We start from the raw sequence: 24,907 nt of genomic DNA, 5'->3' as shown, positions 1-24,907 counted from the left end.
TCAATTACTAGATGTAATTCTAATTACTTGTAAATAAAGAGGTTAATTTGTGGTTTTAAAAATAAATGAGGTGAGTTTAAATTGAAATTACATTGACTGTATTTTGTTGAAGCATGATCATGCTTTCGTATTTTTATCAGCAATAGATTGTTTTTATGATCTTAGTTACACTGAGAAAAGAAAATACAACAGACACTAGGTGGAAGTAAAATGACGTTGAATTGGATTTCTCCTGCTCAAATCATTATGTTGCCGGAAGAAAGAGACCTCCATGCCCACGAACATCATCAATTGGTGATAGGGTTAAAAGGGCAGTCAGAGTTTGAAATAAACGGGGAGAGCAGCGTTATTTCCGCCGGAAAAGTAGGAGTGATCCCTTCGCATCATCAGCATGCATTTTCAAGTTTGTATCAATCTGAAATCTTAGTACTTAATTTTCCTCAATATTTTGAAGATCTAGAACTTGCCTCGCGGGTGAACTCATTATTTGCACATTCTGGTTATTATCGATTAGATACTCAAATTCAAAACTTAATTCAGCTATTAGTGTGTGAGATTCAAGCGAATCTTAATGATCATCTGTTAAGTCGCGCTTGCAGTGATACGATCATCGCGCTATTACACCGTCATTTAATTGATGAAAATTCTGACAAAAGGCAAAAGCGCCTGAATTCTGATGTGATCGACAATTTTATAACGCAACATATCGGAACTAAGATCACAATTTCTCAGTTGGCTAGTACGGTTTTCCTCGGCGAGAGTCAATTTTATGCCATTTTTAAGCAAGAATTTAGAAAAACGCCACATCAGTACATTATTACGAAACGTATTGATTATGCCAAAGTCTTGTTAACGGAAAGTAACCTCAGTATTGGAGATATTGCTCAACAAACGGGGTTTGCTAATCAAAGTGCATTTAGTCATGCATTTGTGAAACACAAAGGAAGTTCTCCCACCAAATATCGTCATTCTCACTTTATTCGTAACTAAAAATTACTGCGTTTGTTCTCATTTTGTAACCGTATGGACGATTTAGCAATTTAATCGTAGTTTTTGACAAGTATTTTATCTAAATAGAAAATAGACTCTTTCGCAATTAGCCTTAATAACAAATCGATTAACTATAAATAATCTTAACTAATCGGTTAGACAAATAAGAGGAAACAGGTATGTTTCAAGCGAAAGATGTATTGTTGTCATCCATTATTGACCAGCCTTTATCGGTGCTATGGTCTGCAATATCCCCTCTTTATATGGTTGATGAAGCACAGTGGATTCAAGAGCTCATTCCGTTAGCACAACCTACTGCTGATGAAGCAGTCCTAATGTCAGAGCAAGCTGGCGATCTTATTCAACGAGTGCGTGATGATAAGCAAGCGGTGCAAATGATAGATGCATTGCTACTTGAATACAGCTTAGATACCAAAGAAGGTATTTTATTGATGTGCTTGGCAGAAGCGTTAATGCGAATTCCAGATGCGGCGACTGCTGATGCTCTTATTCGTGACAAATTAAGTACGGCAGATTGGAAATCTCATCTTAAAAATTCAGATTCTACGTTTGTAAATGCGTCGACTTGGGGACTATTACTGACGGGGAAAGTCGTCAGCATGGACGTGAAATCGGACGGTTCTCCTTCTAATGCGATCAGCCGTTTGGTCAATAAATTCTCTGAGCCTGTTATTCGTCAGGCCATGAACCAAGCAATGAAGATCATGGGTCACCAATTTGTACTTGGTAGAACCATTGAAGAAGCGCAGAAGAAAGGCAAATCGATGCGCGAAAAGGGATATACCTATTCTTTTGATATGTTAGGTGAGGCGGCATTAACTCAGTCTGATGCGCATAAATACTTTAAAGATTACATCATGGCAATTGAGAGTGTAGGGCGAGGGGCAAGCATTGCTAATTCCGCAGATCCTACCGTATCAATTAAGCTTTCAGCGCTTCACCCTCGTTATGAAATGGCGAATAAAGAACGTGTCATGGGGGAGATGTGTGATTCTGTATTGCAACTTCTTGAACGTGCACGTGAGTTGGATGTTGGTATTACGATTGATGCAGAAGAGGCCGATCGTTTAGAGCTTTCTTTGGCTTTATTTGAAAAACTGTATCGTCATGACATCGTTAAAGGTTGGGGAAAATTTGGTATCGTTGTTCAAGCGTATTCTAAGCGTGCATTGCCCGTTTTAGTGTGGCTAACTGCGCTAGCAAAAGAGCAAGGTGATACGATCCCACTTCGCTTGGTGAAAGGCGCATACTGGGATACCGAACTTAAAATATCACAACAATTTGGTTTTGCTCGTTACCCTGTATTCACACGTAAAGAGTCAACCGATGTGTCTTATCTTGCTTGTGCTCGTTACTTATTAAGTGATCACGTTAAAGGCAATATCTTCCCACAATTCGCAAGCCACAATGCACACACGGTTGCAGCGATTGCTTCAATGGCGACGCACGATGAGTTTGAATATCAACGTTTGCATGGCATGGGCGATGCGTTATATGAACATGCAATGGCAATGTTTCAACGCAGTGTTCGTATTTATGCTCCTGTTGGTAGCCACAAAGATTTATTGCCGTATTTGGTTCGTCGTTTATTAGAAAATGGCGCAAACAGCTCGTTTGTTCACCGTTTGGTTGATGCAAGTTGCCCTATCGAAAGTTTAACAGAGCACCCAGTTGATACTCTATTGGCTTGCCCATCGTTTGAAAATCAGCTGATCCCATTACCGCCGCATATTTTTTCAGATCGTAAAAACTCATACAGCATTAACTTTGATGTTGAGAGTGAAGCAGAACCGTTTGAAGCGTCAGTAAAAGAGAAAATGGACAACTATTGGAAAGGGGGGCCGATTGTTAATAATTCGCGTTATTACGAAAGCATGATCAAGGAAAGTGTGTCTGATTTGCATGTTATCACTTCTCCTTATGATCGCAGTAATGAAGTGGGTTCATTAGTATGGAGTTCTCAAGAGTCGGTTTCAAACGCACTAGAAATGGCTCATGACTATTTCCCAACATGGCAAGCGACGTCAGTGACGGAACGTGCGGACTATTTGGATCGCTTAGCAGATAAACTTGAAGAAAATATGCCTGAGCTTGTGGCGCTATGCCATAAAGAAGCAGGAAAAACGATTCACGACAGCATTGATGAAGTACGTGAGGCGGTTGATTTTTGTCGTTACTATGCCGTTCAAGCCAAATTAAATTTCAGCAATCCAGAAACGATTGTTGGCTTTGATGATATTTCTCACCAGATAGCTCGCCAAGGCCGTGGTGTGTTTGTGTGTATAAGCCCATGGAATTTCCCACTCGCTATTTTCTTAGGTCAAGTGACCGCCGCATTGGTGGCGGGTAATACCGTGGTTGCAAAACCGGCAGAGCAAACGTCACTGATTGCCGTTCGTGCCATTGAGCTTTTATTAGCAACGGGTATTGCGCCACAAGCGATTCACTTATTACCGGGTGACGGTAAAACAGTCGGCGCGCCATTAACGTCAGATCATCGAGTGGCAGGTGTTGCGTTTACTGGCTCAACAGAAACCGCACAATTGATTAATCGCACATTATCAAATCGTACGTTTGAAGGAAAAGGTGTTGCTCCGGTGCCATTTATTGCTGAAACGGGTGGTCAAAATGCAATGATAGTAGACAGTACAGCATTGCCAGAACAGGTAGTTCGAGATGTTGTTCGTTCCGCTTTTGCTTCTGCTGGTCAACGTTGTTCAGCACTTCGAGTATTGTTTGTTCAAGAAGACATAGCAGAACGTATTCTGAATTTGATTAAAGGCACAATGGCCGAATTGAGTGTTGGTTTACCTGAATTGCACAGCACGGATGTCGGTCCGGTGATTGATACCAAGGCAAAAGAAAAGCTGCTTGCACACATTGAGATAATGACAAAAGAAGGCAAATTACTTGCTCAAGCGACATTACCTGAGTGGGCTGAGAAAGGGGATTTTGTTCCACCAAGTGCGTTTGAAATTGATTCGATTAGTCAGCTAGAAAATGAGCAGTTTGGTCCAATTCTTCATATTGTTCGTTTCAAAGCCAGCGAATTAGACACCATGGTCGATGACATTAATGCCACTGGGTTTGGATTAACGATGGGAATACACAGTCGTAATGAAGTCACTTATACCCGTATTGAGAAAAACATCAAAGTAGGTAACTGCTACATCAACCGTGATCAAGTTGGTGCGGTGGTGGGAGTTCAAGCCTTTGGTGGTCAAGGACTGTCAGGGACGGGACCGAAAGCGGGTGGACCTCGTTATTTATTCCGTTATACCCAAGCAATCGCTTCAAATTCTGTATCAACTAAGTGAGAAAGGAGAGACTCATGACATCTATTACACAACTTATTGATTCTGCTCTTTCTCAACCAGAGAAATCATGGGCGCAATTGTCAGTATCGACACGTTCAGAGAAGTTAATTGAATGGTCACACGCATTAGCTGAACACCCTAAATTTGGTGTCCTTGCTGCAAAAATGGTGCGTTTTCAATGCCAAAGAGCGCAACAGTTAATTTCGGAAACTCAATTAATGCCAGGGCCAACAGGAGAAAGTAACGAACTCTACACTGCACCTAGAGGTGTTTTTTACATCACTTCGGATGAAAAACCATCAGTTGTTGCATTGATGGGTCAAATAACTGCAGCATTAATTGCAGGAAACGCTATTATTGTCGGCCTTCCGAGTGGGGAGTCTGATATCGCCTCGTTAATTGTGGATGGTTTACATAATGTAAATGTACCGAACACGATTGTCCAACAGGTAAATTTTTCAGAAAAAGACATAAATGATGTCCGATTAGCGGGCGTTTGCTTTGTGGGAAGTGAGCAGAGAGAAATCGAGCTTAACCAACAATTAGCAAAGAGAGATGGATTATTAGCGCAATTGATCGCAGAAACGGATCAAGAACGCCTGACAAATACTACCGATCCTCATTTTGTTCTACGCTTTATTACAGAGCGCACTCGAACAATAAATGTAACGGCAGTGGGCGGTAACGCCACGTTGCTGGAACTTGGAGGTGGTAATCATTAACGAACACATGATGTGATCGTGAGTCATTGCTTTTTTTGCACTATAAAAATATTACAGCAAAAAAGTAACGTAAGAGGGCTATTGGCCCTCATTACTGCCAATAATATAAAGGAAATAGAATGATAGAAAATAACTTTGCCATTACAGGCACGTTTTTAACTTACCTTGTTGTGATGCTCGCTATTGGTATTTATGCTTATAAACGTACCAACAATTCATCAGATTACTTTTTAGGTGGACGTACATTAGGGCCTTGGCCTGCTGCATTATCTGCCGGTGCTTCAGACATGAGTGGTTGGTTGCTGCTTGGTTTACCAGGTTATGCTTACGCTGCCGGTCTTGAGTCATTATGGCTTGCGGGTGGTCTACTACTGGGTACTTGGTTAAATTGGTTGATCTGTGCTAAACGTCTAAGAACGTACAGTATTACTACGGATGATGCCTTAACTCTGCCGGAGTATTTATCTCGCCGATTTAATGATAATTCAAAATTGATTCAGACAATTTCTGCTTTGTTTATTCTTCTGTTCTTCCTTTTCTACACCAGTTCAGGCTTGGTTGCTGGCGGTAAATTATTTGAAACTGTATTCGGTCTTGATTATAAAGTTGCCGTTGTTATAGGCACGCTGTGTGTTGTTTCATATACTTTATTTGGTGGTTTCCTTGCGGTTGCTTGGACGGATTTGGTTCAAGGTTTATTAATGTCAGCGGCATTGATGATCGTACCAATTGCAGCAATGCAGGGTGGATTCAGCCAACTTAATACTGATCTTGTGGCGATTAACCCTGAGTTAATGACGTTATGGACAGGTATGGACGGTAACCCACTAAGTGCGGTGGCTATCATCTCATTAGCGGCGTGGGGCTTAGGTTACTTTGGCCAACCTCATATCCTTGCTCGTTTCCTTGCTTCTCGTTCAAATAAAGATTTAACGACGGCTCGTCGTATTGCGGTTATTTGGACTGCGCTTTCAATGGCTGGTGCAGTATTAGTTGGTCTTGTTGGTTTGCTTTACGTGAATGGTGAAATGGCAGGTCAAGTGATTGATGGTGAAAAAGTCTTCATGTTATTAGTGAATGCGATTTTCCATCCTGCGATTGCGGGTATTCTACTTGCCGCTATTCTTGCTGCTATCATGAGTACTGCCGATTCTCAGTTACTGGTTTCTTCATCTGCGCTTGCAGAAGATTTATATAAGCAACTTGTGAATAAAGACGCAACGAGCAAAGACATTGTTAATGTTGGCCGTTTTGCCGTTATTGCATTGTCTATTATTGCGTTAGCACTCGCCATGAATCCAGATAGCTCAGTGCTTGGTTTGGTGTCTTATGCATGGGCTGGTTTTGGTGCTGCGTTTGGTCCTGCTATCATTCTAAGCTTGTACTGGAAAGGCATGAATCGTAATGGTGCGCTTGCTGGTATCGTTATTGGTGGTCTAACGATTGTTGTCTGGAAACAGTTAACGGGTGGCTTGTTTGATATCTACGAAATCGTTCCTGGGATTATATTTGCAACGACAGCAATTATTGTTGTTAGCAAGCTAACGGGTGAACCTGAAGAAAAAGTTCGTAAACAACACGAACAATTTGAACGTAACCTTGTTGAGTTTGACTAACCTTAGTTAATCAGTAAGTAAATAAAGCCCCAAATAGAGTGCTCTCTTTTGGGGCTTTTTTGTGTGTTGAATATGAAGAAGCCGATTGATTTTTTTGCTTATTATTATGGGTTACATCATCTAATTAATGGCATTGATATAAGGCTCTGTTACAATCGCGTTAGTTAAATGCAACAGATAATAATTATTATTTACTAGGAGTGTAAAAATGAAGTTAATCCGCTTGGTGCTTGGCAAAGTTATTTTGGGATTAGATTGTGTGTTTACGCCTTCAGGGGTCAAACGTGATCCTGCTAAACAAGCAGAAATTGACACAGAAACGGCGAACTATTCGTTGTATCAATTTGAAGCTTGTCCGTTTTGTGTGAAAGTTCGTCGTACAATTAAGCGCCAATCACTGAAAATTGAATTGCGTGACGCAAAAAATAATGAAGAGCATAAAGCTGCATTATTAGCGGGTGGTGGACGAGTAAAAGTGCCATGCCTGCGTATTGATGAGAATGGCGAAACAACATGGATGTATGAATCTTCAGATATCATGGCTTTCTTAGAAAAAAAATACCCTTAATATTCATCATGTTGAATTAATACTAAAGTGGTAATTAAGATGGCGTGCTTATTTAAGTACGCTTTTTTTTATGTATCTATTATGTAAATTATCAATGTTCCGTATATATTAAATTGATTGTTTATACTTCTATTATTAGCATTGACGGTTGCTTTATGAGACTCAAGTCACAAAAAGTCTTGATTTAAGTTACCGTTCAGTTAAACTGCCTCTTGTGACTTGATCACAATAAAATAAAAACACATTAGGCTAGTTATTATGGATAAAATGAGTACAACTCATAAATGGTCAATTAAAAATTGTCCCAAGGATATAGAGAGCCAAGTTTTATCTGTTATTGGATTAATCGATAAGAAAGGTTCAGCATCAGACATGGATCTCTGCAAGATCTTTGGTGAAGTATTATGGAGTGATGGGAAATATTTTAATTCTCACGCATTTCGCTTCTTGTTTGATCATGAGACTCTTTCATGTGAAGTAACGAAGAGATGCTTACACTAAAATCAACAAGCTATGTATTTTTAAGGCCATTATTATTCCCCAATAATGGCCTTTTTTAATGCGTGTCGTATGACTAAGGCCTTTCACCTGCGAGTAATCGCGTTTCAATATCGGCAATCACTTCTGGTAAATCTGCAATAGTATCAATCAAGTAATGAGGGGTGGATTTTTGCAGCTTCAAGCGTGCTTTTTCTCTGGCAACACTCAGTGTCTCTGTATCTGCGGCTTGATATTCTTCATACGTTAATCCTGCTTCATTGCCTGATAATAGCAATCCAACCGTCCACATACCGGCATTATGGCCTTCATCAATGCCGGGTGCAGCATCATCGACTTTAATGCAGGTACTTACGTTAGTCACGCCTAATTCAATGGCATTTTTTAGAGCCATGAACGCAGCAGGACGGCCACCTTGAGGTAAGTCATCCGTAGCGACAACATAATCAGGGTGATAGCCATATTTTGCCGCTGCAGGGATTAAAATATCCATGACCTCACGCGGATAACCAGAACATGACCCAATTTTTATCCCTTTGTCTTTCAGATCATTGACGACGTCAATGGCGTTTAAAATCGGCTCGGCATGATCCGCCACTTTGGCTTTTTGTAGTGGCATAAACGTTGCGTAAATATGATCGATTTCTTCGCTTGTCATTGCGTGCCCAAATTGTTGGTGCCATCTTTGATTCACTGATGGAAGTTTACCAACCGCTTCAATGTGTTGCCATTTTCCTAACCCCATTGGTTCTCGTGCTTCAGCAAGATTAATGTCGAAATTAAAACCACTTTTAAAGGCCTCAACAAAAATACTGGTGGGTGCAAAAGAACCAAAATCGACAATGGTGCCAGCCCAATCAAAGATAACCGCTTGAACAGGGCTGTCTTGTAAAAGAGGGGTGTGTGCTGGAAATGGGTTAAACGCTAAATTAGACATAGTTGAAATCCTTACATACTTTGGCAATTGCTTGTTCAAAAATAATCAGAGCTTGCGTTAGCTCTTCACGAGAAATAATGAGTGGTGGACTGAGTTGAATGACGTTGCCTTGCGATACTTTAAAGCTCAGGCCATCATTTAAACATTGATACAACACGGCTTCGGCTTCATCAAAGGCGCGTGTTTTTGTTATAGGGCAGGTTACTAACTCAACCCCCCAAAGTAACCCAATGCCGCGAACATCGCCGATAACCGGATACTTTGCTTTCATTGTGTCGAGATGATGATGGATGAATTGACCGTCGTGGCGAACTTTTTCAAGCAAGTTGTTTTGTTCAATTGCTTCCATTACCGCGAGTGCCGCAGCGCAACCCACAGGGCTTTTCTCATGAGTGTAATGACCCAAAGAGACGTTCGCCGCGGTATTGTATTTGTCTTTTGTGATCATGGCGGCAATAGGGATTAATCCTCCGCCTAATCCTTTACCGATACATAAAATGTCAGGTTCAATGTCGTAGGCTTGGTGCGTAAACCATTCACCACTCCGACCCATACCATTTGGAATATCGTCGATAATTAATAGCACATTGTGTTTATCGCAAATTTCTCGAATACGCTTCCAATACGCTTTACTCGGCACTTGCACATCGGTATTTCGAACGGCTTCAGCAATAAACACGCCGATGCCGCCTTCTTTTTCGATGACATATTCTAAATAATCAGCGTAATGAACATCGTTGCCATCTGAAGATGGAAAGGCTCCACGATAAGTGACCGCCGGAGGAATACGTTCTACGCCTGCTAATAATGGCCCCATTCCTTCACGAAAACAGGCTTCACCGCCCACAGAAATTGCGTCTAAAGAAGCTCCGTGAAACGAATCCCATAATGAAACAACTTTAAAGTTGCCCGTAATGTGACGAGCCAGTTTTAAGGCCATACCAATAACAGAGGTGCCACCAGGCGCAAATAAAACTCTATTAAGTTGACCGCCACAGATCTCGGTGAGTTTTTCGGCACACTCAATCGCTATTGAGTTAGTAAAGCGTCTTGGTGAAAAAGGCAATTGTGCGATTTGCTCGGTCACTTTTTTTATGACATGAGGATGACCATAGCCAAGCTGATGAACGTTGTTACCGTGAAAATCGAGGTATTTTTTCCCTCTCGTGTCTTGTAAATAAACCCCTTCCGCCCCTTGTAGAGAATCTAAACAGGGGGTCGACATGGCTTGATGTAAAAACACGTTCGAATCGCGAGTTAACAAGGATTGGGTTGATTCATCTTGCAGTGATTCATTCCACAGACTGCGAGCTAGAGTCGTATTTACATCCCCTTCACTACGAAAATGGGGGGTGATCAGTAATTCGCTCATGCTGAAACCGTTTCCCAATACATGGCATTTTCAACGGCTGAGATTAATCGTTGGATGTCTTTAGGGTAAACGTCGCCAATATTACCAATACGGAAGCAATCCGCATTAGAGACTTTACCGGGGTAGATAACAAAGCCTTGTACTTTTAAACGAGCATAAAACTCTTTGAATTGGTAATCGTCGTGCGCTGGGGAGTAAAAGGAAGTAATGATTGGTGAGTGCAACTCGTCATTTAATAACGGTTCAAAGCCTAAGCCTCGCATGCCTGACACCAAGGTAGTTTGGTTGGTTTGATAACGTGTGTGTCTGGCGGTAATGCCACCTTCGATTTCTAATTCAAGTAAGGCTTGGTAGAAAGCTCTTACGGTATGAGTAGGGGAAGTAAAACGCCATTTTCCTTGGTTTTTCTCCATGCAATCCCACTGATCATAAAGATCCAAAGTGAGAGAGCGGGCACGGCCTTTACATTGCTCAAGTTCTGATTGTTTAGCGATAACAAAACCAAAACCGGGAACACCTTGAATGCATTTATTAGCCGAACTGATCATGTAATCAATACCAAGATCGGCAATATCCATTGGGATACCACCAAAGCTAGACATCGCATCTAGAATAACAATTTTATTGTGTTGTTTCGCTAAGAGGGCAATGGGTTCTATAGGGTTAAGCATGCCCGTCGTGGTTTCACAATGAACAATAGCAACATGGGTAATGCTTGGATCGGTGATGAGTGCATTTTCAACCTCACTGAGTGTTGGCTGTGCGGTTTCACCCGGTGAAATAACATGGCACGGAATAGATAAATACTGAGCTATTTGTGCAATACGTGCCCCATAAGCTCCATTATCAACCACCAGTAGTTTGCCATTCTTATCAATCACGCTGCCAATCGTTGCTTCAACAGAAGCAGTACCACTGCCTTGCATTAATACACTGGTATACCCTGATTTCTCGGTAGCTAGAGCAACCAGTTTGTCACGAATAACCTCAACGACATCAATATTGTATTCGTCGTCCCAAGTACACCAGTCTTTTAGCATGGCGTTGCGAACTGTCGGTGTGGTAGACAGTGGACCCGGAGTTAAAAGTAGATATTCATTTTTCATGTTAAATTCCATTTTGGTATATATCAGTTTGTATTTTTACTCTATCAACATAATTTCAGCCTGATAATAGGCAAATGACAAGATTCACAAAAGGTTCATATCTCGGCGTGTTATCGGCTTTATTCCGGTATTTATCATTAAATTGCCATCATTCGTTCATATTTTCGTCATAATTCGTTTTTATGGTGGTAGGTAATTTAGTGGTACATACCAATTTAAGGATGGAGACGATAATGAAAAACCGTTTTATGAAAGGATCACTGACTGCACTTATATCATTACTTGCAACTAATGCATTTGCAGCACAAGAAGTTACGGTTTATACCGCTTTTGAAACGGATTTACTTGCCAAATATAAATCGGCATTTGAAACCGATAATCCAGACATTGAAATTAAATGGGTTCGTGATTCAACGGGGATAATGACGGCGAAATTATTGGCAGAAAAAAATAACCCACAAGCCGAAGTGGTTTGGGGGTTGGCTGGGTCATCATTGGCATTATTAAAAAATGAAGGTGTTGTAAAGCCTTACATGCCAGCAAATGAAGATAAATTAAAGGACGCATTAGTTGATCCTCAAGCCAATAAAGCGTGGTATGGAAATTACGCTTTTTTCAATGCCATTTGTTTTAATGAAATCGTAGCAAAACAATATAACTTACCGAAACCGACATCATGGGAAGAATTAACAAAGCCTATTTATAAGGGGCATATCGCGATGCCTAACCCTGCATCATCGGGAACGGGTTACATGCAAGTTTCTGCTTGGCTTCAAAATATGGGAGATGATAAAGCATGGAACTACATGAAAAGATTGGATAATAATATTGCTCATTATACGCACTCAGGGTCTAAGCCTTGTGTTCAGGCGGGAATGGGAGAAGTGGCCATTGGTATTTCTATGGCAACAAGAGGCGCGAAATTAAAAACACAAGGTGCGCCATTAGATGTGATCATACCTGAAGGTATTGGGTGGGAAGCGGATGCGGTTGGTTTAGTCAAACCGTCAGAGGCGGCGAAACGTGTCGTCGATTGGTCAATTTCAAAAACAGCAAACGAATTGTATATTCAATCTTATCCTGTGGTGGCTCATAAAGACGTGACAAGTGACGTGAAGAATTACCCTAACGTTCAGGAATCAATGGCCAAAATGGATTTCTCTCGCATGGGAGACGAAAGACAAAGCGTCTTAAAAACATGGTCTGATAAATTTGACTCAAAGTCTGAATCAAAATAATACGACGGCAATTCATGATAGAAAAGGGAGGCTTCGGTCTTCCTTTTTGTGTTTCTAATGGCCTGTCTTCTGAAGGACACAAAACTGCAATCTTTCTTATATAAAATTGTCATTGTATTGAAATAATCAAATTCTATCATTTGGAGTATACCAAATGGAGAGTTTGAAATGATGGAAAATAAAGCGTACTTAACAATCAATAACGTAATGAAAAAATTCGGCCAATTTACGGCCCTAGAACAGATTTCTTTATCTATTGAAAAAGGAGAGTTTGTTTGTTTCTTAGGTCCTTCAGGCTGCGGTAAAACTACCTTGTTGCGATCCATTGCTGGGTTGGACTTACCAACGTCGGGCTCTATTTTTCAACACGGAAAAGAAACCACCTTTCTACCACCAGAAAAGCGAGATTTTGGAATTGTATTTCAATCTTACGCTTTATTTCCTAACCTAACGATTGAAGAAAACATAGCCATAGGCCTAAAAAATCAAGGCTATTCAAAATCGGACAGTGCCGAGAAAGTGCAATATTGGCTTGATATGATTGGCCTTCCAACGTCCGGTTCGAAATTTCCTAATCAATTATCGGGTGGACAGCAGCAGCGTGTAGCTCTTGCTAGAGCGCTGGCGTTGTCACCCGGATTATTGCTGCTTGATGAGCCACTCTCAGCTCTTGATGCAAAAGTAAGGACTCACTTACGTGATGAAATTTGTCAGCTACAGAAGAAGTTAGGTATTACGACGGTGATGGTAACGCACGATCAAGAAGAAGCGCTTTCAATGGCTGATCGTATTGTTGTTATGAATCATGGGGTGATAGAACAAGTCGGTACGCCAGAAGAAATTTATCAGCAACCTGCGACACGCTTTGTGGCTGATTTTGTAGGGTGCACTAACTTTATTCCGGCGATGGTATTGAATGAATCGATGATGCGAATTGGAGATACGGTATTGCCTTTGCCATCACTTTCAAATTTAAAACCTAGAAACGGTGAACGATTTGAATTAGCGGTGAGACCAGAGAATTTAACGTTCTTTTCTGAAAGTACGAATACCATTCCTGTGAGAATTGAAAGCTTAGAATTTCAAGGTTCGTATGTTCGAGTTGAATGTCAATTACATCGTCATGTGGACTGTGAATCTATTTACATTGATGTTGCAGCAAAAGACGCTTATGACAGTAACTTTGAACTAGGGGAAATCAGATATGTGTCGTTCTCTGAAGATAGCCTCCAAGCTTATGCGATTCCTGCTGAGTTAGCCATTTCATCAAAAGCAGCATAAAGATTTATTATGACTATGATTGTGCAACCTAAAGCAAACAAACCCTCACTGTTTACGTATTCACATTACTTACAACGAATGAGTAAAGACAGCGTGATTTTATTTGCTGTACTTAGTGTGTTCTTTATTGTGATGAGCCTATTTATTCTACTGCCATTATGGGCAATGCTTAAGAAAAGTGTGTTGAATAATAACAGAGAATTCGTTGGGTTTGATAATTTCGCCACGTATTTTTCATCAGCGAGTATGTGGCATTCTGTGGGGAATACCTTCACTTTAGGTCTCATTGTGACGGTTATTGTTGGGTTCTTGGCGTTTGGGTATGCATTTGCTTTAACGCGATCATGCATGCCATTTAAAAGTGTGTTCCAAGTTATTGGCAGTGCTCCGATTTTAGCGCCTTCATTATTACCGGCTATTAGCCTGATCTTTTTATTTGGTAATCAAGGAATCGCAAAAGAACTCCTAGGTGGTAACTCAATTTATGGATTAATAGGCATCTCTATGGGGCTAGTCTTTTGGACTTTCCCTCATGCACTTATGATATTAACCACGTCATTACGAACCTCTGATGCCCGTTTATACGAGGCGGCAAAAGCATTAAAGACATCCTCAATTAAAACTTTCTTTGTGGTTACGTTACCGGCGGCAAAATACGGATTGATTAGTACATTAATTGTCGTCTTTACTTTAGTGTTATGTGATTTTGGGGTCCCTAAAGTCATTGGCGGTAGTTACAACGTATTGGCGACGGATATTTTTAAACAGGTTGTTGGTCAACAGAATTTTGCGATGGGAGCGGTCACCAGTATGTTGCTTCTTTTGCCAGCGTTGTTTGCTTTTAGTGTTGACCGTTGGGTTCAAAAGAAACAGAAAAGTTTGTTTGATACGCGTTCTGTTCCTTACAAGCCAGAGCCGAAAGCCCTGCGTGATAACGTGTGTTTTGTGTATTGCTTACTTATTTCGTTGGCAGTCTTAGCGGTATTAGGGATGGCGGTTTATGGGTCATTAGTGACATTTTGGCCGTGGAATAAAGCACTGACATTAAGTAATTATAATTTCGCTGAAATGAGCGCCTATGGTTGGACGCCTTATTGGAATTCGTTAACGTTAGGGGCTTGGACAGCCTTGATTGGTACCTTGTTTATCTTTATTGGTGCGTACAGCATTGAAAAGGGACGTGCTTTTTCTCCATTAAGACAGTGCATGCAAATGGTGAGTGTAGTTCCTATGGCGGTGCCTGGTATGGTGTTAGGCTTGGGTTATATATTTTACTTTAATGATGTAAATAACCCCCTTAATTTCCTCTACGGTACGATGGCATTTATGGTTATCAATACAATTGTTCATTATTATACGGTAGGGCATATGACAGCATTAACGGCATTAAAACAACTGCCGAGTGAAGTTGAGGCAACCGCGGCTTCTATCAAATTACCGCAATATAAACTCTTTTATAAAGTGACGTTACCAGTGTGCTCTCCCGCGATACTAGACATTGCGACCTACTTGTTTATTAATGCGTTAACGACGACATCGGCAGTGGTTTTTATTTACTCGACCGATACTATTCCTGCGTCTGTGTCGGTATTAAATATGGACGATGCTGGCCAAACAGGATCAGCGGCAGCGATGTCAGTCATGATTATGTTAGCCGCAGCAACAGCGAAAGTGGTTCACTTAATTATGGGTTGGTTTATTGAGTCGAAAACCCAAGCGTGGCGTAAACGTTAAGATCAAGGAATGATAATGCAATACGTGAAAATTAAAGACGCGATCGTGAGTCAAATTGATTCTGGACTGTTTTCTGCTCGTCAAAAATTGCCATCAGAGCGCAAGTTAGCGGAAACATTTAATACCACTAGAGTGACATTACGAGAAGCTCTGTCGTTACTTGAAGCGGAAGGCAAAGTGTTTAGGGAAGATCGACGAGGTTGGTTCATTTCACCAGAACCGTTGTGTTATGACCCGACGAAAACAGTAAATTTTACCAATATGGCGCTGTCTCAAGGAAGGATACCAAAAACTGAAATTCTGTCAGTGAAGCGGATGTTAGCACCAAAGAAAGCGGTTGATTTACTCAAGTTAGCGCCGTTTTCTGAAGTGTATCAAGTGAACCGTGTGCGTTATTTAGAAGATCGCCCTGTGGTGTATGTGACGCATTATATTCGACCGGAGTTTTTTCCTAATTTGTTGAGCTTTGATTTGTCTCAATCATTGACGGACATCTATAGAGAGCACTATGGAATGACTTATCAAAAAACCAGATATCGAGTCAGTACCTCTTCTTTGTTGGGGCAATCAGTTCAGCCATTAAGGGCGACCTCTGGATCGCCAGCGATGGCGATTGAACGCGTTAATTACAATCAATATGATGAGTTGATTGATTGTGATATTGAGTACTGGCGACACGACGCATTACGTATTGAGTCAATGGCAGAGTTAATGACTTAATTTTATTTATTTTAGATAAGGCTTCCTATCGAGGAGGCCTTTTTTATACCAGTTAGAGTGAATTATGACGGTTATTGCCAGTATTCTTGTTATTTTTTCGGCGTTCTTACACGCTGGTTGGAACTTGATAGGAAAATCCAATCAAAGATCCGGTTTTGCTTTTTTCTTTACCTGTTCTGTTGCCCCTGCCATTTTACTCACACCTTATCTTTATTGGTTTTTTAGTCAGATTGAGCTTGTGTCATTGAGTTCTTATTTTTGGTTATTGCTAAGTGTGAGTGGCTTTTTTCAAGTCATTTATTTGTATGGACTAAGCCTCGCTTACCAAACATCTGATATTGGGGTGGTGTATCCGATGGCGAGAGCGTTACCCGTTCTGATGGTTGGTGTTGGAACGGCGGTACTAGGGCAAAGCGTGTCATTTGAACAATGGATGGGATTCGGGCTTATTACGGTGGGGTGCTTATTAACACCTATTACGGATTTAACACAACTCAGGATGAAGGCATATTTTAATCGCAGTTTGCTGTGGGCATTTGTTGCGGCTATTGGCACAACGGGGTATTCCATTATTGATAAAACCGCATTACATGAGTTGAATGATAATGTCGGGGAAATTCACTCCGCGGTATACATCGCTGTTTTTTATCTGGGAATTCAGTTTTGGGCGATTGTTTTGTGGTTGTCAGTATGGTTTTTTGTCTCTGGCCGACGGCATGAGTTTTCGCATGCATGGAGATTTAAAAAACAGGGAACCATCGCGGGTGTGATGATGGCAAGTACCTATGGTCTGGTTTTATTTGCGATGACGATGGTCGATAACGTAAGTTATGTGGTTGCATTAAGGCAAGTGAGTATTGTTTTTGGTTTAGTGATGGGGATTATTTTTTTGCATGAAAAGTGGTATCCCACTAGAGGGGCGGGGGTTGCCGCAGTGCTGTTAGGTTTACTTATTTCACTGGATTGAACATTTATAAACCTTACTTATTGTGCGCGTTTACAATCTTTACTTTTTTCTTGTAGCGAATGAGAGTTATTTTCATTATAGTCAATAGGAATACGAATGGTTATCACTTGAGTGTAAATAATATGAAAAGAAGTATCGCTACAATGTTATTGGGTTTACTGGTTTCTGCGTCTTCTTATGCAGAAATGATTACAGTTTCTCATCAATTAGGTAAAACTACGCTTGAGACGAAACCTCAACGTGTTGTTGTTATTGGAACAGGCACTCTTGATGCACTTGATTATTTTGGCATTAAACCGGTAGCGGTAACTCAAGCGACAACCATGCCGTCTTATCTTCTTAAATACACAACCAACGAATTTGCTTCATCGGGCAGCCTTAGTGAGCCTGATTTTGAAACAATTTACATGCAAAAACCTGATGTGATTATCATAGGCTCTCGTGCCATTAAAGCGTACAAAGAATTGTCTGAAATCGCCCCAACCATTGTATTTTCTGCCGATTCAAAAGGGTATTGGGAAAGCACACAACAACAATGGCGCATGCTAGGGGATGTATTTGAAATACAACCGACAGTTGAAGCGAAAATTGCCAGTGTCGATGCTGAAATCACGAAGATAAAGACACATAACCAAAGTAATCATGTGGCGGCACTCACGGTAATGAGCGCAGGTGGCAACATCACCACTTTTGGTGCTCAATCGCGTTTCTCTGCTATTTATAAAGATTTTGGTTTTAAAGAAGCGGCGAAAGGCATTAAAGAATCTAACCATGGTGACTTAGTGTCTTATGAATTCATCCGTGATGTGAATCCAACAAATTTACTGATTGTTGATAAAGACAAGCTAATCAATAAAGAAAAAAGCCGCACTCGTGAAGAGTTTGCCAATCCATTGGTAAAAGCAACGGACGCCTATAAAAATAACAGCTTAACGTACCTTGATATTAATGCATGGTATATCGCGATTTCAGGTGTGACGGCAACCGACCAAATGGTTGCTGATATCAAAGAATCCATTCATCTTAATTAGTTCCTTTTCTTAAATTCATGCCAATAAGCACAGTCCTATTGTCGGACTCGTGCTTGTTAGACAGGCTGAGGTTAGCTTTGAAAAAGTTATTGCTTGTTCTTGTTTTACTGAGTATTACGTCTGTATTCATTGGTGTGGCTGACCTATCACTGTCGGCTATTTTTAGTGGTGATACTGACGCCTTAGAATTGTTACTGATCAGTCGATTACCTCGATTATTCGCAATTTTATTATCTGGTGCTGGATTATCTATTGCGGGCTTAATCATGCAACAGATCAGCCAAAACCGATTCGCTGCACCATCGACATCTGGTACGATCGAATGTGCGATGCTGGGTTACGTACTCAGTTTAGTGATTTTTGGTCATGGCGATAATTTATTGCTGATCTTTGGTATGTCTATTATCGGAACGTTAATCTTCATCCAATTTATCCATCGTGTTCAATTTAAAAATGCCATCTTTGTACCATTAATCGGCATCATTTTTGGTAATGTCGTGTCGTCAGTCGCGACGTTCGTCGCTTACAAATACGATGCAGTTCAAAACCTGTCAGCATGGTCAGTGGCTAATTTCGCGAACATTCTTCAAGGCAATTATGAGCTGCTTTATATCGCCGTTCCTATTTCAATTATCAGCTACTGGTATGCCACGCGTTTGTCTGCTGTGGGCATGGGCAAAGACTTTGCGACTAATATTGGCCTGAATTACAAACAAATTTTGTTTATCGGTATTATGTTGGTATCGGTGATGTCAGCAACGGTCGTCATGATTGTGGGTCAATTGTCGTTTCTTGGCCTGATTGTGCCAAATTTAGTCACTCAATTTTATGGTGATAACTTACGTAAAAATATTCCATTAACGGCGATTGTAGGGGCGATTCTTATTCTTGTGTGTGATGTGGTTGGGCGCATCGTTATCTTCCCTTATGAAATTCCTATCTCTATGATCATTAGCATTCTTGGCGGTGTCGTGTTTATTGCTTTCATCGTTAAAGGAAAACAAAATGTCTGATTCAATTAAATTAACAGGGTTAGCATTCATTACGGTTCTGTTTGCATTTTTATTTATTGGTATTGGGTTAGATGCATCAAATTACGAGTACTTCTTATCTCGTCGAGTGCCTAAAGTATTGGCGATGGTATTGGCGAGTATTGCGATAGCTCAATCGTCATTGGTGTTTCAAACCATTACTCATAACCGTATTTTAACGCCAAGTATCATGGGGTTTGATGCCTTGTATCTGTTAACACAGGTCTTGGTTGTTGTGATTTTTGGTTCATTTAGTGTGTTCTTATTGAATCCATTTTTGAACTTCGCCTTATCTGTTTTTATTATGATCGGGTTCTCGTTATTGCTGTTTGGTTTTTATTTTAAAAAGAACAACAGCAACGTTATTACCTTGTTGTTATTAGGCGTTATTTTTGGTCAGTTGTTCTCAAACATTTCTTCCTTTTTTATGATGTTAGTTGATCCAAATGAGTTCTCTACCATTCAAGGCAGCATGTTTGCGAGTTTTAATAACATCAATAAAGATCTCGTTTATTTTTGTGTTATTCCTCTACTACTTATTAGTGCATTGCTTTTTAGAATGTCTAACGTGTTAGATATCTTTTGGTTGGATAATGACAACGCCACGAGTCTAGGGGTTGATGTTGGTAAGGTAACCAAACAGGTGCTGATTTTAGTGGCGATTCTAATTTCGGTATCTACTGCGTTAGTTGGCCCTGTGATGTTCTTTGGTTTATTAGTGGCAAACTTAGCTAAAGAATTCTTTCATACCTACTGCCACCGAACTTTGTTATTGGGCAGCAGTTTAATGGCGATGTCGATGTTGTTATCGGGCCAATGGGTAATTGAGAATGTCTTTAAGTTTGAAACGACATTAAGCGTAGTGATCAATTTTATCGGTGGTTTGTATTTCTTATCACTGCTTGTTAGGCAAAAAATTCAATAGAGAAACGTATGATTTCATTATCTCAACTATCTAAATCATTTGGTCAGCAAAAAGTGGTTGATCAAGCCTCTGCCTCGTTCATTAAAGGTGAAGTGACGTCAATCATTGGACCTAACGGCGCAGGTAAAAGTACCGTGTTATCAATGGCGAGCCGTTTGTTAGAGAAAGACAGTGGTAGCGTATTAATTGAAAACAAAGAAGTGGTCGATTGGGACACAAAAGCGCTAGCAAAAAAACTGTCGGTACTTCGTCAATCAAACAATCTAAATATGCGCTTTACTGTACGTGAATTGGTGGCATTTGGACGGTTTCCTTACAGCCAAGGCAAGCTAACGAAGCATGATAATGAGGTGATTGATAACGCGATTAATTACCTTGATTTAGCCGACATCCAAGATAAATATTTAGATGAATTGAGTGGGGGCCAACGTCAATTAGCTTTTATTGCAATGGTTGTTGCTCAAGATACGGATTACGTGTTCTTAGATGAGCCATTGAATAATCTTGATATTAAACACTCATTGCAGATCATGAAAAATATTAAAACCTTAGCGCATGAGTTAGGAAAATCCGTCGTGATTGTGATTCATGACATCAACTTTGCCTCATGCTATTCAGACAATATTGTCGCGCTTAAAAAAGGCAAAGTGGTTGCTAATGGTACGGTAGCTGAAGTGATCAGAAAAGAAGTTCTTTCAGAGATTTATGAAACTGAATTTGATATCCATGAAGTTAATGGACAACGTATTTGTATGTACTATGGTCAGTAATAGACGATGTACAAAATAAGATAAGGAACGTGTTTATGAGTAAGCCATCACCACGACTATTAACGGTTATTAGTAGCGTACTGCTGACATCAAATATGCAGCGTATTACGTTTAAAGCCGATGATTTATCTGATTTTGAAACCGAGAGTGAAGGCGGTTACATTAAGCTGTTGTTTAATGAGAATGGTGGAACGGATCTTTCTGGTATTGAAGAAGGCACTCGTCCAAAAATGCGTACCTATACCATTCGTCATTTGCGCCAAGAGCAGAATGAATTGGATGTTGACTTTGTACGTCATCATCATTCAGTTGATTGTGTGAGTACTGATAGTGGCGGTTTTGCATCGAATTGGTCGCAACAAGCTAAAGCGGGTAGTCAAATATCCATTGTTGGTCCGGGTTCTATCAAAGGTTTATCGAAAGAGGCCGATTGGTTTTTCTTAGTGGCTGACATGACGGCATTACCTGCGTTGTCTGCAAAATTAGAAACCCTGCCATCAAGTGCGGTGGGATACGCAGTGATTGAAATTAACCATGAATCCGACAAGCAAGCCTTAGCTAAACCGGAAGGAATGAATATTGTTTGGATTATTCAATCAGAAGTGAATTCAGAGAACGGCGGATTGATTGAAGCGGTTCGTGCTCAAGATTGGAAACAAGGTCGAGTGGCTGTATGGAGTGCATGTGAATTCAACAGTATGAGACAACTTCGTGCGTATTTCCGTAATGAAAAAGAAGTAGATAAAGACGATATTTACATTAGTAGTTATTGGAAAGAAGGCTGTACCGAAGATGGTCATAAAGTGGCAAAACATGAAGACCAATTAGCGGGTAATTAATCCGTTATTCCTACATATTGAAATTGATTAAGCAGCTTCGTTTCTCAATACCGATTATAGAAAGTATTGATGAGTGGGCTGCTTTTTTATCGGTATTATAATCGAGTACTGGCTAGCGTCGCACTGAAACTCATAAAAAGCCCACCGCTAATATAGTTTAACCATTTGGCAGTTTTAGGTGCAGTCAGTAATACCTTAAGTTTTGTGGCGAATAAGATAACGACAAGAAACCAGCTAGCAACAACCAACGCCTGAGTTAAACCTAATATCATGCTTTGTTCTAAAATATGCTGTGGTGACACAAATTGAGGGAAAATAGACAAATAAAACAACACAATCTTTGGGTTGAGTAAATTGGTTAGTAGTCCTTTAATAAAGCTACTTTTTAAAGACGGAATGCCCGTTGCTTGATTAAGATCTAATGTAAGTTGAGACAGTGCTAATCCTTTTTTGATGTTACTTATTCCTAACCAAAGTAAGTACCCAACCCCTAGCCATTTTAAGAGATTAAAAGCCATGGCTGATTGCGAGAGTAAAAGACTTAATCCCTGAGCTGAGACAAAAGCATGAATAAGAAAGCCAAAACCGACACCTAGTATATTGACGAAAGCGAGTTTTAGTGAAGTATAGAGAATGAGAAGGGCATTAGGACCCGGAATAATAGCCAATAAAAAAACGATGCCAGCGAAGGTCATCAAAGTATCAACCGCCATTTTTAAACTCCAATAAATATAATGAAACACAGTCATGCTTTAAGGAATTTAAACACGTTTATATCCCGTGGGCGTAGCGAGAAGTGAGTACTATCATACCAAGTAAGTAACTCTATTTTACTCTTTGATTCAACATTGTTGCTCGCACCAAAAAAAGTTAAAAAACTATATAGTAGTAAGGCAGGTTAGTCAATTTCAAGTTGCTATTAGTAAGATTAAACTGTTAATAAAGGGATGGATTGACTCCGGTTAAGCAACGTTATTCGACATGTTATTCATGATGATGTTTAAACGATCGTTAAACTACAGACTTTGATATGATTAATAATGCCATGAATTCGAATTACCGACTTTATCAATTCTCTTCGCCACTTTGCGCTTTATGCCACATTTCTTTTAGTGAATTTCTTTATACTGATGACTTATCTGATTGAAAAGGGAATGCCGATGCTAAATGAAAACCATGCTTTTATTTTAGATTTTCCAGAGCTTAAATTAGACATTGTTCAGCTCAACCATGCCGATGCGACATTCAAAGCGGATCTTCAGCAGTATCATGAGTTGGATTATAAAATCCGTCAGTTGGAAATATCGGGTAGTCCGATTGATGATGACAATATGCATGCACTAAAGCTTCAACGTATGGAGCTAAAAGATGTGTTGTACCAACAACTAACTAAGCATCATGAAGAAGCGAGTCATTAAGTTACTCAGTCATTTATATTAAGCAATGACAAAACCATCGATTAAATCATTACAAAAAAAAGCCGACTTATCATAGTCTAATACCGTTCGGATAAGCATTAACACTTATTACCTGAGTGGGTATTTGGTTGGTACATAGAGGACTGAGCGTGGAAGCGTTAGGTCCTTTCTTTTATCTGGCAAAATAAAATGGCTAATACTCTCACGCATTTGCTTGAGCTTCGTCGGTAAAGCTTCATCTTGACTAAGAGCAAACCAACGTAATTAGGTATCAAATAAGTTAATCGCAGCAATGAAACTAACTCGAGTTGGACTGACTTTAGCATCCTTTGTGATATGTACCATTTCTATACTCACTAAGTTATAGGTCAATAATACACCCCCATAGTTCTTACTTAACTCCTGAAGAAAAGCCAATCCTCAAGGTCACCTCACTTTGTTATTAATTAAAAATTAAGATTATAAATAGTCATTTACTGCAGTTGAAATGAACTCATTAATATTAGCTTTAATTTCTTCGCTACGATGACCGTTTTGAATATTATTCTTTTGGTAAAATACTAAAAGTATTCTTATTTTTAAAGGTTTTTAATGTATCGTATATTGGTTGTTTTTTTTGTCTTTATTTCTTTTAGGGTCTTTTCAATAAGCTTTGATTATGATGATCTTGGAAGACTTTCATACTCTAAAGATGACTATTATGTATATGATGCAAATAATAATTTATTAACAATAGGAAAAGATATATCAGGAAATGTTGATGATATATCTTTTGTAGAATTGTATCCAATTAATGGTTCTTATAAAAATTATTTAAGTATTACATTTAAGTGGGAAAATGAAGAATTAAATAATAGTTTTATTTATGACCTTTATATAAGTGAGGATGAAAATCCAACTCTGTATAAATCAAATAATGAATTATCTTATTTAACGGCTTCATTTGAGGATGAAGTAAAGCCTCTTTATTGGCGTGTTGTTGCTAGAAATATACAAGGAAGTAGTAAATCGAGTCAAATATTCAAAATATTTCCTTTGGATGAAGATATGGATGAAATTCCTGACCATATTGAAGCTTCGATGTGTACAAGTTCAAATAAGTCGGATACAGACGGAGATAACCTATCAGATAATAATGAAATACAACTAGGTACTAATCCTTGTAATAGTGATACAGATAGTGATGGCATTCCTGATGGTATCGAATATCAAATAGGGAGTGATCCGCTTCATCAAGATTCTGGAACAATAGTAGATAATTTTAATGAAAGTTACTGGGAAAGCTACGTTATTGATGTAGAAAAGCAGGCTAATCTTCAAGGAATAAAAGAAGAATCAGGTTCTGCATTATTAGATGTTAGTGATAATGATGGATATGCTATTAGCGGTATTGTGCCTGAAAGTGATGATTTTACTATGATGTACTGGGTTAAGAGCGATTTGCTTAAAAGTCAGCTTTCAGGAAGTAGTGACAGTTCATTATATAGACGTAGCTATTTAGGTATCAATAAATATGGTAGAGAATATGCTCGTTATGGAAGTCATAGTTCGAGTTCAGCAACTAAGCCTAATTTAATAAATATAGATGAATGGTCTCATTTAGCTTTGAGTAGTGATAACAAAGGTGTTCGGGTATATATAAATAGTGAATTGGTGTATTCGTATAGCGGTAAAAATAGCTATAAACAATCAGAGTTTGCATTGTGGTTTGGAGCTTTAAATTCAGAAGGTTTTGCTTTGCATCAATTATCTGGACAGTTGACTGATATTCAGATCTGGCGTCGGGGTTTGAGTCAGAAAGAAGTG

General features: G+C 39.7%; 21 protein-coding genes and 1 pseudogene. 17 read left to right on the top strand and 5 right to left on the bottom strand.

What is annotated here, in order from left to right:
* Nucleotides 1–210: 210 nt before the first annotated feature.
* The 5 genes from AACV33_RS02145 (at nt 211) to AACV33_RS02125 (ending at nt 7,234) form a co-directional block, all read left to right on the top strand.
* Nucleotides 211–990 carry a helix-turn-helix transcriptional regulator gene (locus AACV33_RS02145; RefSeq protein ID WP_017021908.1) on the top strand — a complete coding sequence of 260 codons (780 nt, stop codon included), beginning with the start codon at nt 211–213 and terminating at the stop codon, nt 988–990.
* A 179-nt stretch (nt 991–1,169) separates the two neighbouring features.
* The gene (gene putA, locus AACV33_RS02140) at nt 1,170–4,328 is read left to right on the top strand and encodes a bifunctional proline dehydrogenase/L-glutamate gamma-semialdehyde dehydrogenase PutA (RefSeq protein ID WP_182699789.1); all 3,159 of its coding nucleotides are present in this window, start codon (nt 1,170–1,172) and stop codon (nt 4,326–4,328) included.
* A gap of 14 nt (nt 4,329–4,342) precedes the next feature.
* A complete protein-coding gene (locus tag AACV33_RS02135) occupies nt 4,343–5,050 on the top strand; it encodes an aldehyde dehydrogenase family protein (protein WP_182699788.1) in 708 nt (235 codons plus the stop codon).
* 119 nt (nt 5,051–5,169) lie between these two features.
* Entirely contained in the window at nt 5,170–6,666 is a 1,497-nt protein-coding gene (gene putP, locus AACV33_RS02130; protein ID WP_017021905.1) for a sodium/proline symporter PutP, read from the top strand.
* Nucleotides 6,667–6,874: 208 nt separating this feature from the next.
* Nucleotides 6,875–7,234, top strand: a complete 360-nt coding sequence (locus tag AACV33_RS02125; protein ID WP_017021904.1) for a glutathione S-transferase N-terminal domain-containing protein — start codon at nt 6,875–6,877, stop codon at nt 7,232–7,234.
* Nucleotides 7,235–7,808: 574 nt separating this feature from the next.
* Here AACV33_RS02125 and phnX read toward each other — a convergent pair.
* Genes phnX through phnW form a run of 3 tightly spaced genes read right to left on the bottom strand, consistent with a single transcriptional unit; the run spans nt 7,809 to nt 11,147 of the window.
* Nucleotides 7,809–8,669 carry a phosphonoacetaldehyde hydrolase gene (gene phnX, locus AACV33_RS02120; protein WP_182699787.1) on the bottom strand — a complete coding sequence of 287 codons (861 nt, stop codon included), beginning with the start codon at nt 8,667–8,669 and terminating at the stop codon, nt 7,809–7,811.
* Nucleotides 8,662–10,041 carry an aspartate aminotransferase family protein gene (locus AACV33_RS02115; protein WP_182699786.1) on the bottom strand — a complete coding sequence of 460 codons (1,380 nt, stop codon included), beginning with the start codon at nt 10,039–10,041 and terminating at the stop codon, nt 8,662–8,664. The genes phnX and AACV33_RS02115 overlap by 8 nt, the downstream gene beginning before the upstream one ends.
* Nucleotides 10,038–11,147, bottom strand: coding sequence for a 2-aminoethylphosphonate--pyruvate transaminase (gene phnW / locus AACV33_RS02110; protein ID WP_182699785.1), 1,110 nt, complete (start codon nt 11,145–11,147; stop codon nt 10,038–10,040). The genes AACV33_RS02115 and phnW overlap by 4 nt, the downstream gene beginning before the upstream one ends.
* A gap of 230 nt (nt 11,148–11,377) precedes the next feature.
* Here phnW and AACV33_RS02105 point away from each other — a divergent pair, with 230 nt between their 5' ends.
* From AACV33_RS02105 to AACV33_RS02060, 10 genes are all read left to right on the top strand, one after another.
* Entirely contained in the window at nt 11,378–12,385 is a 1,008-nt protein-coding gene (locus AACV33_RS02105) for a putative 2-aminoethylphosphonate ABC transporter substrate-binding protein (protein ID WP_370527124.1), read from the top strand.
* A 168-nt stretch (nt 12,386–12,553) separates the two neighbouring features.
* Entirely contained in the window at nt 12,554–13,666 is a 1,113-nt protein-coding gene (locus tag AACV33_RS02100; protein WP_023602986.1) for a putative 2-aminoethylphosphonate ABC transporter ATP-binding protein, read from the top strand.
* A 78-nt stretch (nt 13,667–13,744) separates the two neighbouring features.
* Complete coding sequence (locus AACV33_RS02095) at nt 13,745–15,400, top strand: putative 2-aminoethylphosphonate ABC transporter permease subunit (RefSeq protein ID WP_370527123.1); 1,656 nt, start codon at nt 13,745–13,747, stop codon at nt 15,398–15,400.
* A gap of 15 nt (nt 15,401–15,415) precedes the next feature.
* Nucleotides 15,416–16,120, top strand: a complete 705-nt coding sequence (gene phnR, locus AACV33_RS02090) for a phosphonate utilization transcriptional regulator PhnR (protein WP_182699782.1) — start codon at nt 15,416–15,418, stop codon at nt 16,118–16,120.
* A gap of 64 nt (nt 16,121–16,184) precedes the next feature.
* On the top strand, nt 16,185–17,087 hold the full coding sequence (locus tag AACV33_RS02085) for an EamA family transporter (RefSeq protein ID WP_182699781.1): 903 nt from the start codon (nt 16,185–16,187) through the stop codon (nt 17,085–17,087).
* Between the two features lie 122 nt (nt 17,088–17,209).
* Nucleotides 17,210–18,118 carry a siderophore ABC transporter substrate-binding protein gene (locus tag AACV33_RS02080; RefSeq protein WP_182699780.1) on the top strand — a complete coding sequence of 303 codons (909 nt, stop codon included), beginning with the start codon at nt 17,210–17,212 and terminating at the stop codon, nt 18,116–18,118.
* A 77-nt stretch (nt 18,119–18,195) separates the two neighbouring features.
* Entirely contained in the window at nt 18,196–19,131 is a 936-nt protein-coding gene (gene vctD, locus AACV33_RS02075) for an iron chelate uptake ABC transporter permease subunit VctD (protein ID WP_182699779.1), read from the top strand.
* Nucleotides 19,124–20,074 carry an iron chelate uptake ABC transporter family permease subunit gene (locus AACV33_RS02070; protein ID WP_182699778.1) on the top strand — a complete coding sequence of 317 codons (951 nt, stop codon included), beginning with the start codon at nt 19,124–19,126 and terminating at the stop codon, nt 20,072–20,074. The genes vctD and AACV33_RS02070 overlap by 8 nt, the downstream gene beginning before the upstream one ends.
* 8 nt (nt 20,075–20,082) lie before the next feature.
* Complete coding sequence (gene vctC, locus AACV33_RS02065) at nt 20,083–20,844, top strand: iron chelate ABC transporter ATP-binding protein VctC (RefSeq protein WP_182699777.1); 762 nt, start codon at nt 20,083–20,085, stop codon at nt 20,842–20,844.
* 35 nt (nt 20,845–20,879) lie between these two features.
* Nucleotides 20,880–21,683: a siderophore-interacting protein gene (locus AACV33_RS02060; RefSeq protein ID WP_182699776.1), complete on the top strand. Its 804-nt coding sequence runs from the start codon at nt 20,880–20,882 to the stop codon at nt 21,681–21,683.
* Between the two features lie 95 nt (nt 21,684–21,778).
* Here AACV33_RS02060 and AACV33_RS02055 read toward each other — a convergent pair whose 3' ends face one another.
* Complete coding sequence (locus AACV33_RS02055) at nt 21,779–22,396, bottom strand: LysE family translocator (RefSeq protein WP_182699775.1); 618 nt, start codon at nt 22,394–22,396, stop codon at nt 21,779–21,781.
* 447 nt (nt 22,397–22,843) lie between these two features.
* Here AACV33_RS02055 and AACV33_RS02050 point away from each other — a divergent pair, with 447 nt between their 5' ends.
* Nucleotides 22,844–23,101: a YdcH family protein gene (locus AACV33_RS02050; protein ID WP_017021888.1), complete on the top strand. Its 258-nt coding sequence runs from the start codon at nt 22,844–22,846 to the stop codon at nt 23,099–23,101.
* A 108-nt stretch (nt 23,102–23,209) separates the two neighbouring features.
* Here AACV33_RS02050 and AACV33_RS02045 read toward each other — a convergent pair.
* A pseudogene (locus AACV33_RS02045) lies at nt 23,210–23,540 on the bottom strand (IS4 family transposase); the annotation flags it as partial.
* Between the two features lie 152 nt (nt 23,541–23,692).
* Between AACV33_RS02045 and AACV33_RS02040 the strand changes: the two are divergent.
* On the top strand, nt 23,693–24,907 hold a 1,215-nt coding region (locus AACV33_RS02040; protein WP_304503134.1), incomplete at its 3' end, for a LamG-like jellyroll fold domain-containing protein.

It is taken from the genome of Aliivibrio sp. SR45-2, assembly GCF_963890165.1.
GTDB classification, from domain to species: Bacteria; Pseudomonadota; Gammaproteobacteria; order Enterobacterales; family Vibrionaceae; genus Aliivibrio; species Aliivibrio salmonicida.
This window is presented reverse-complemented; position numbering and strand designations above follow the sequence as displayed.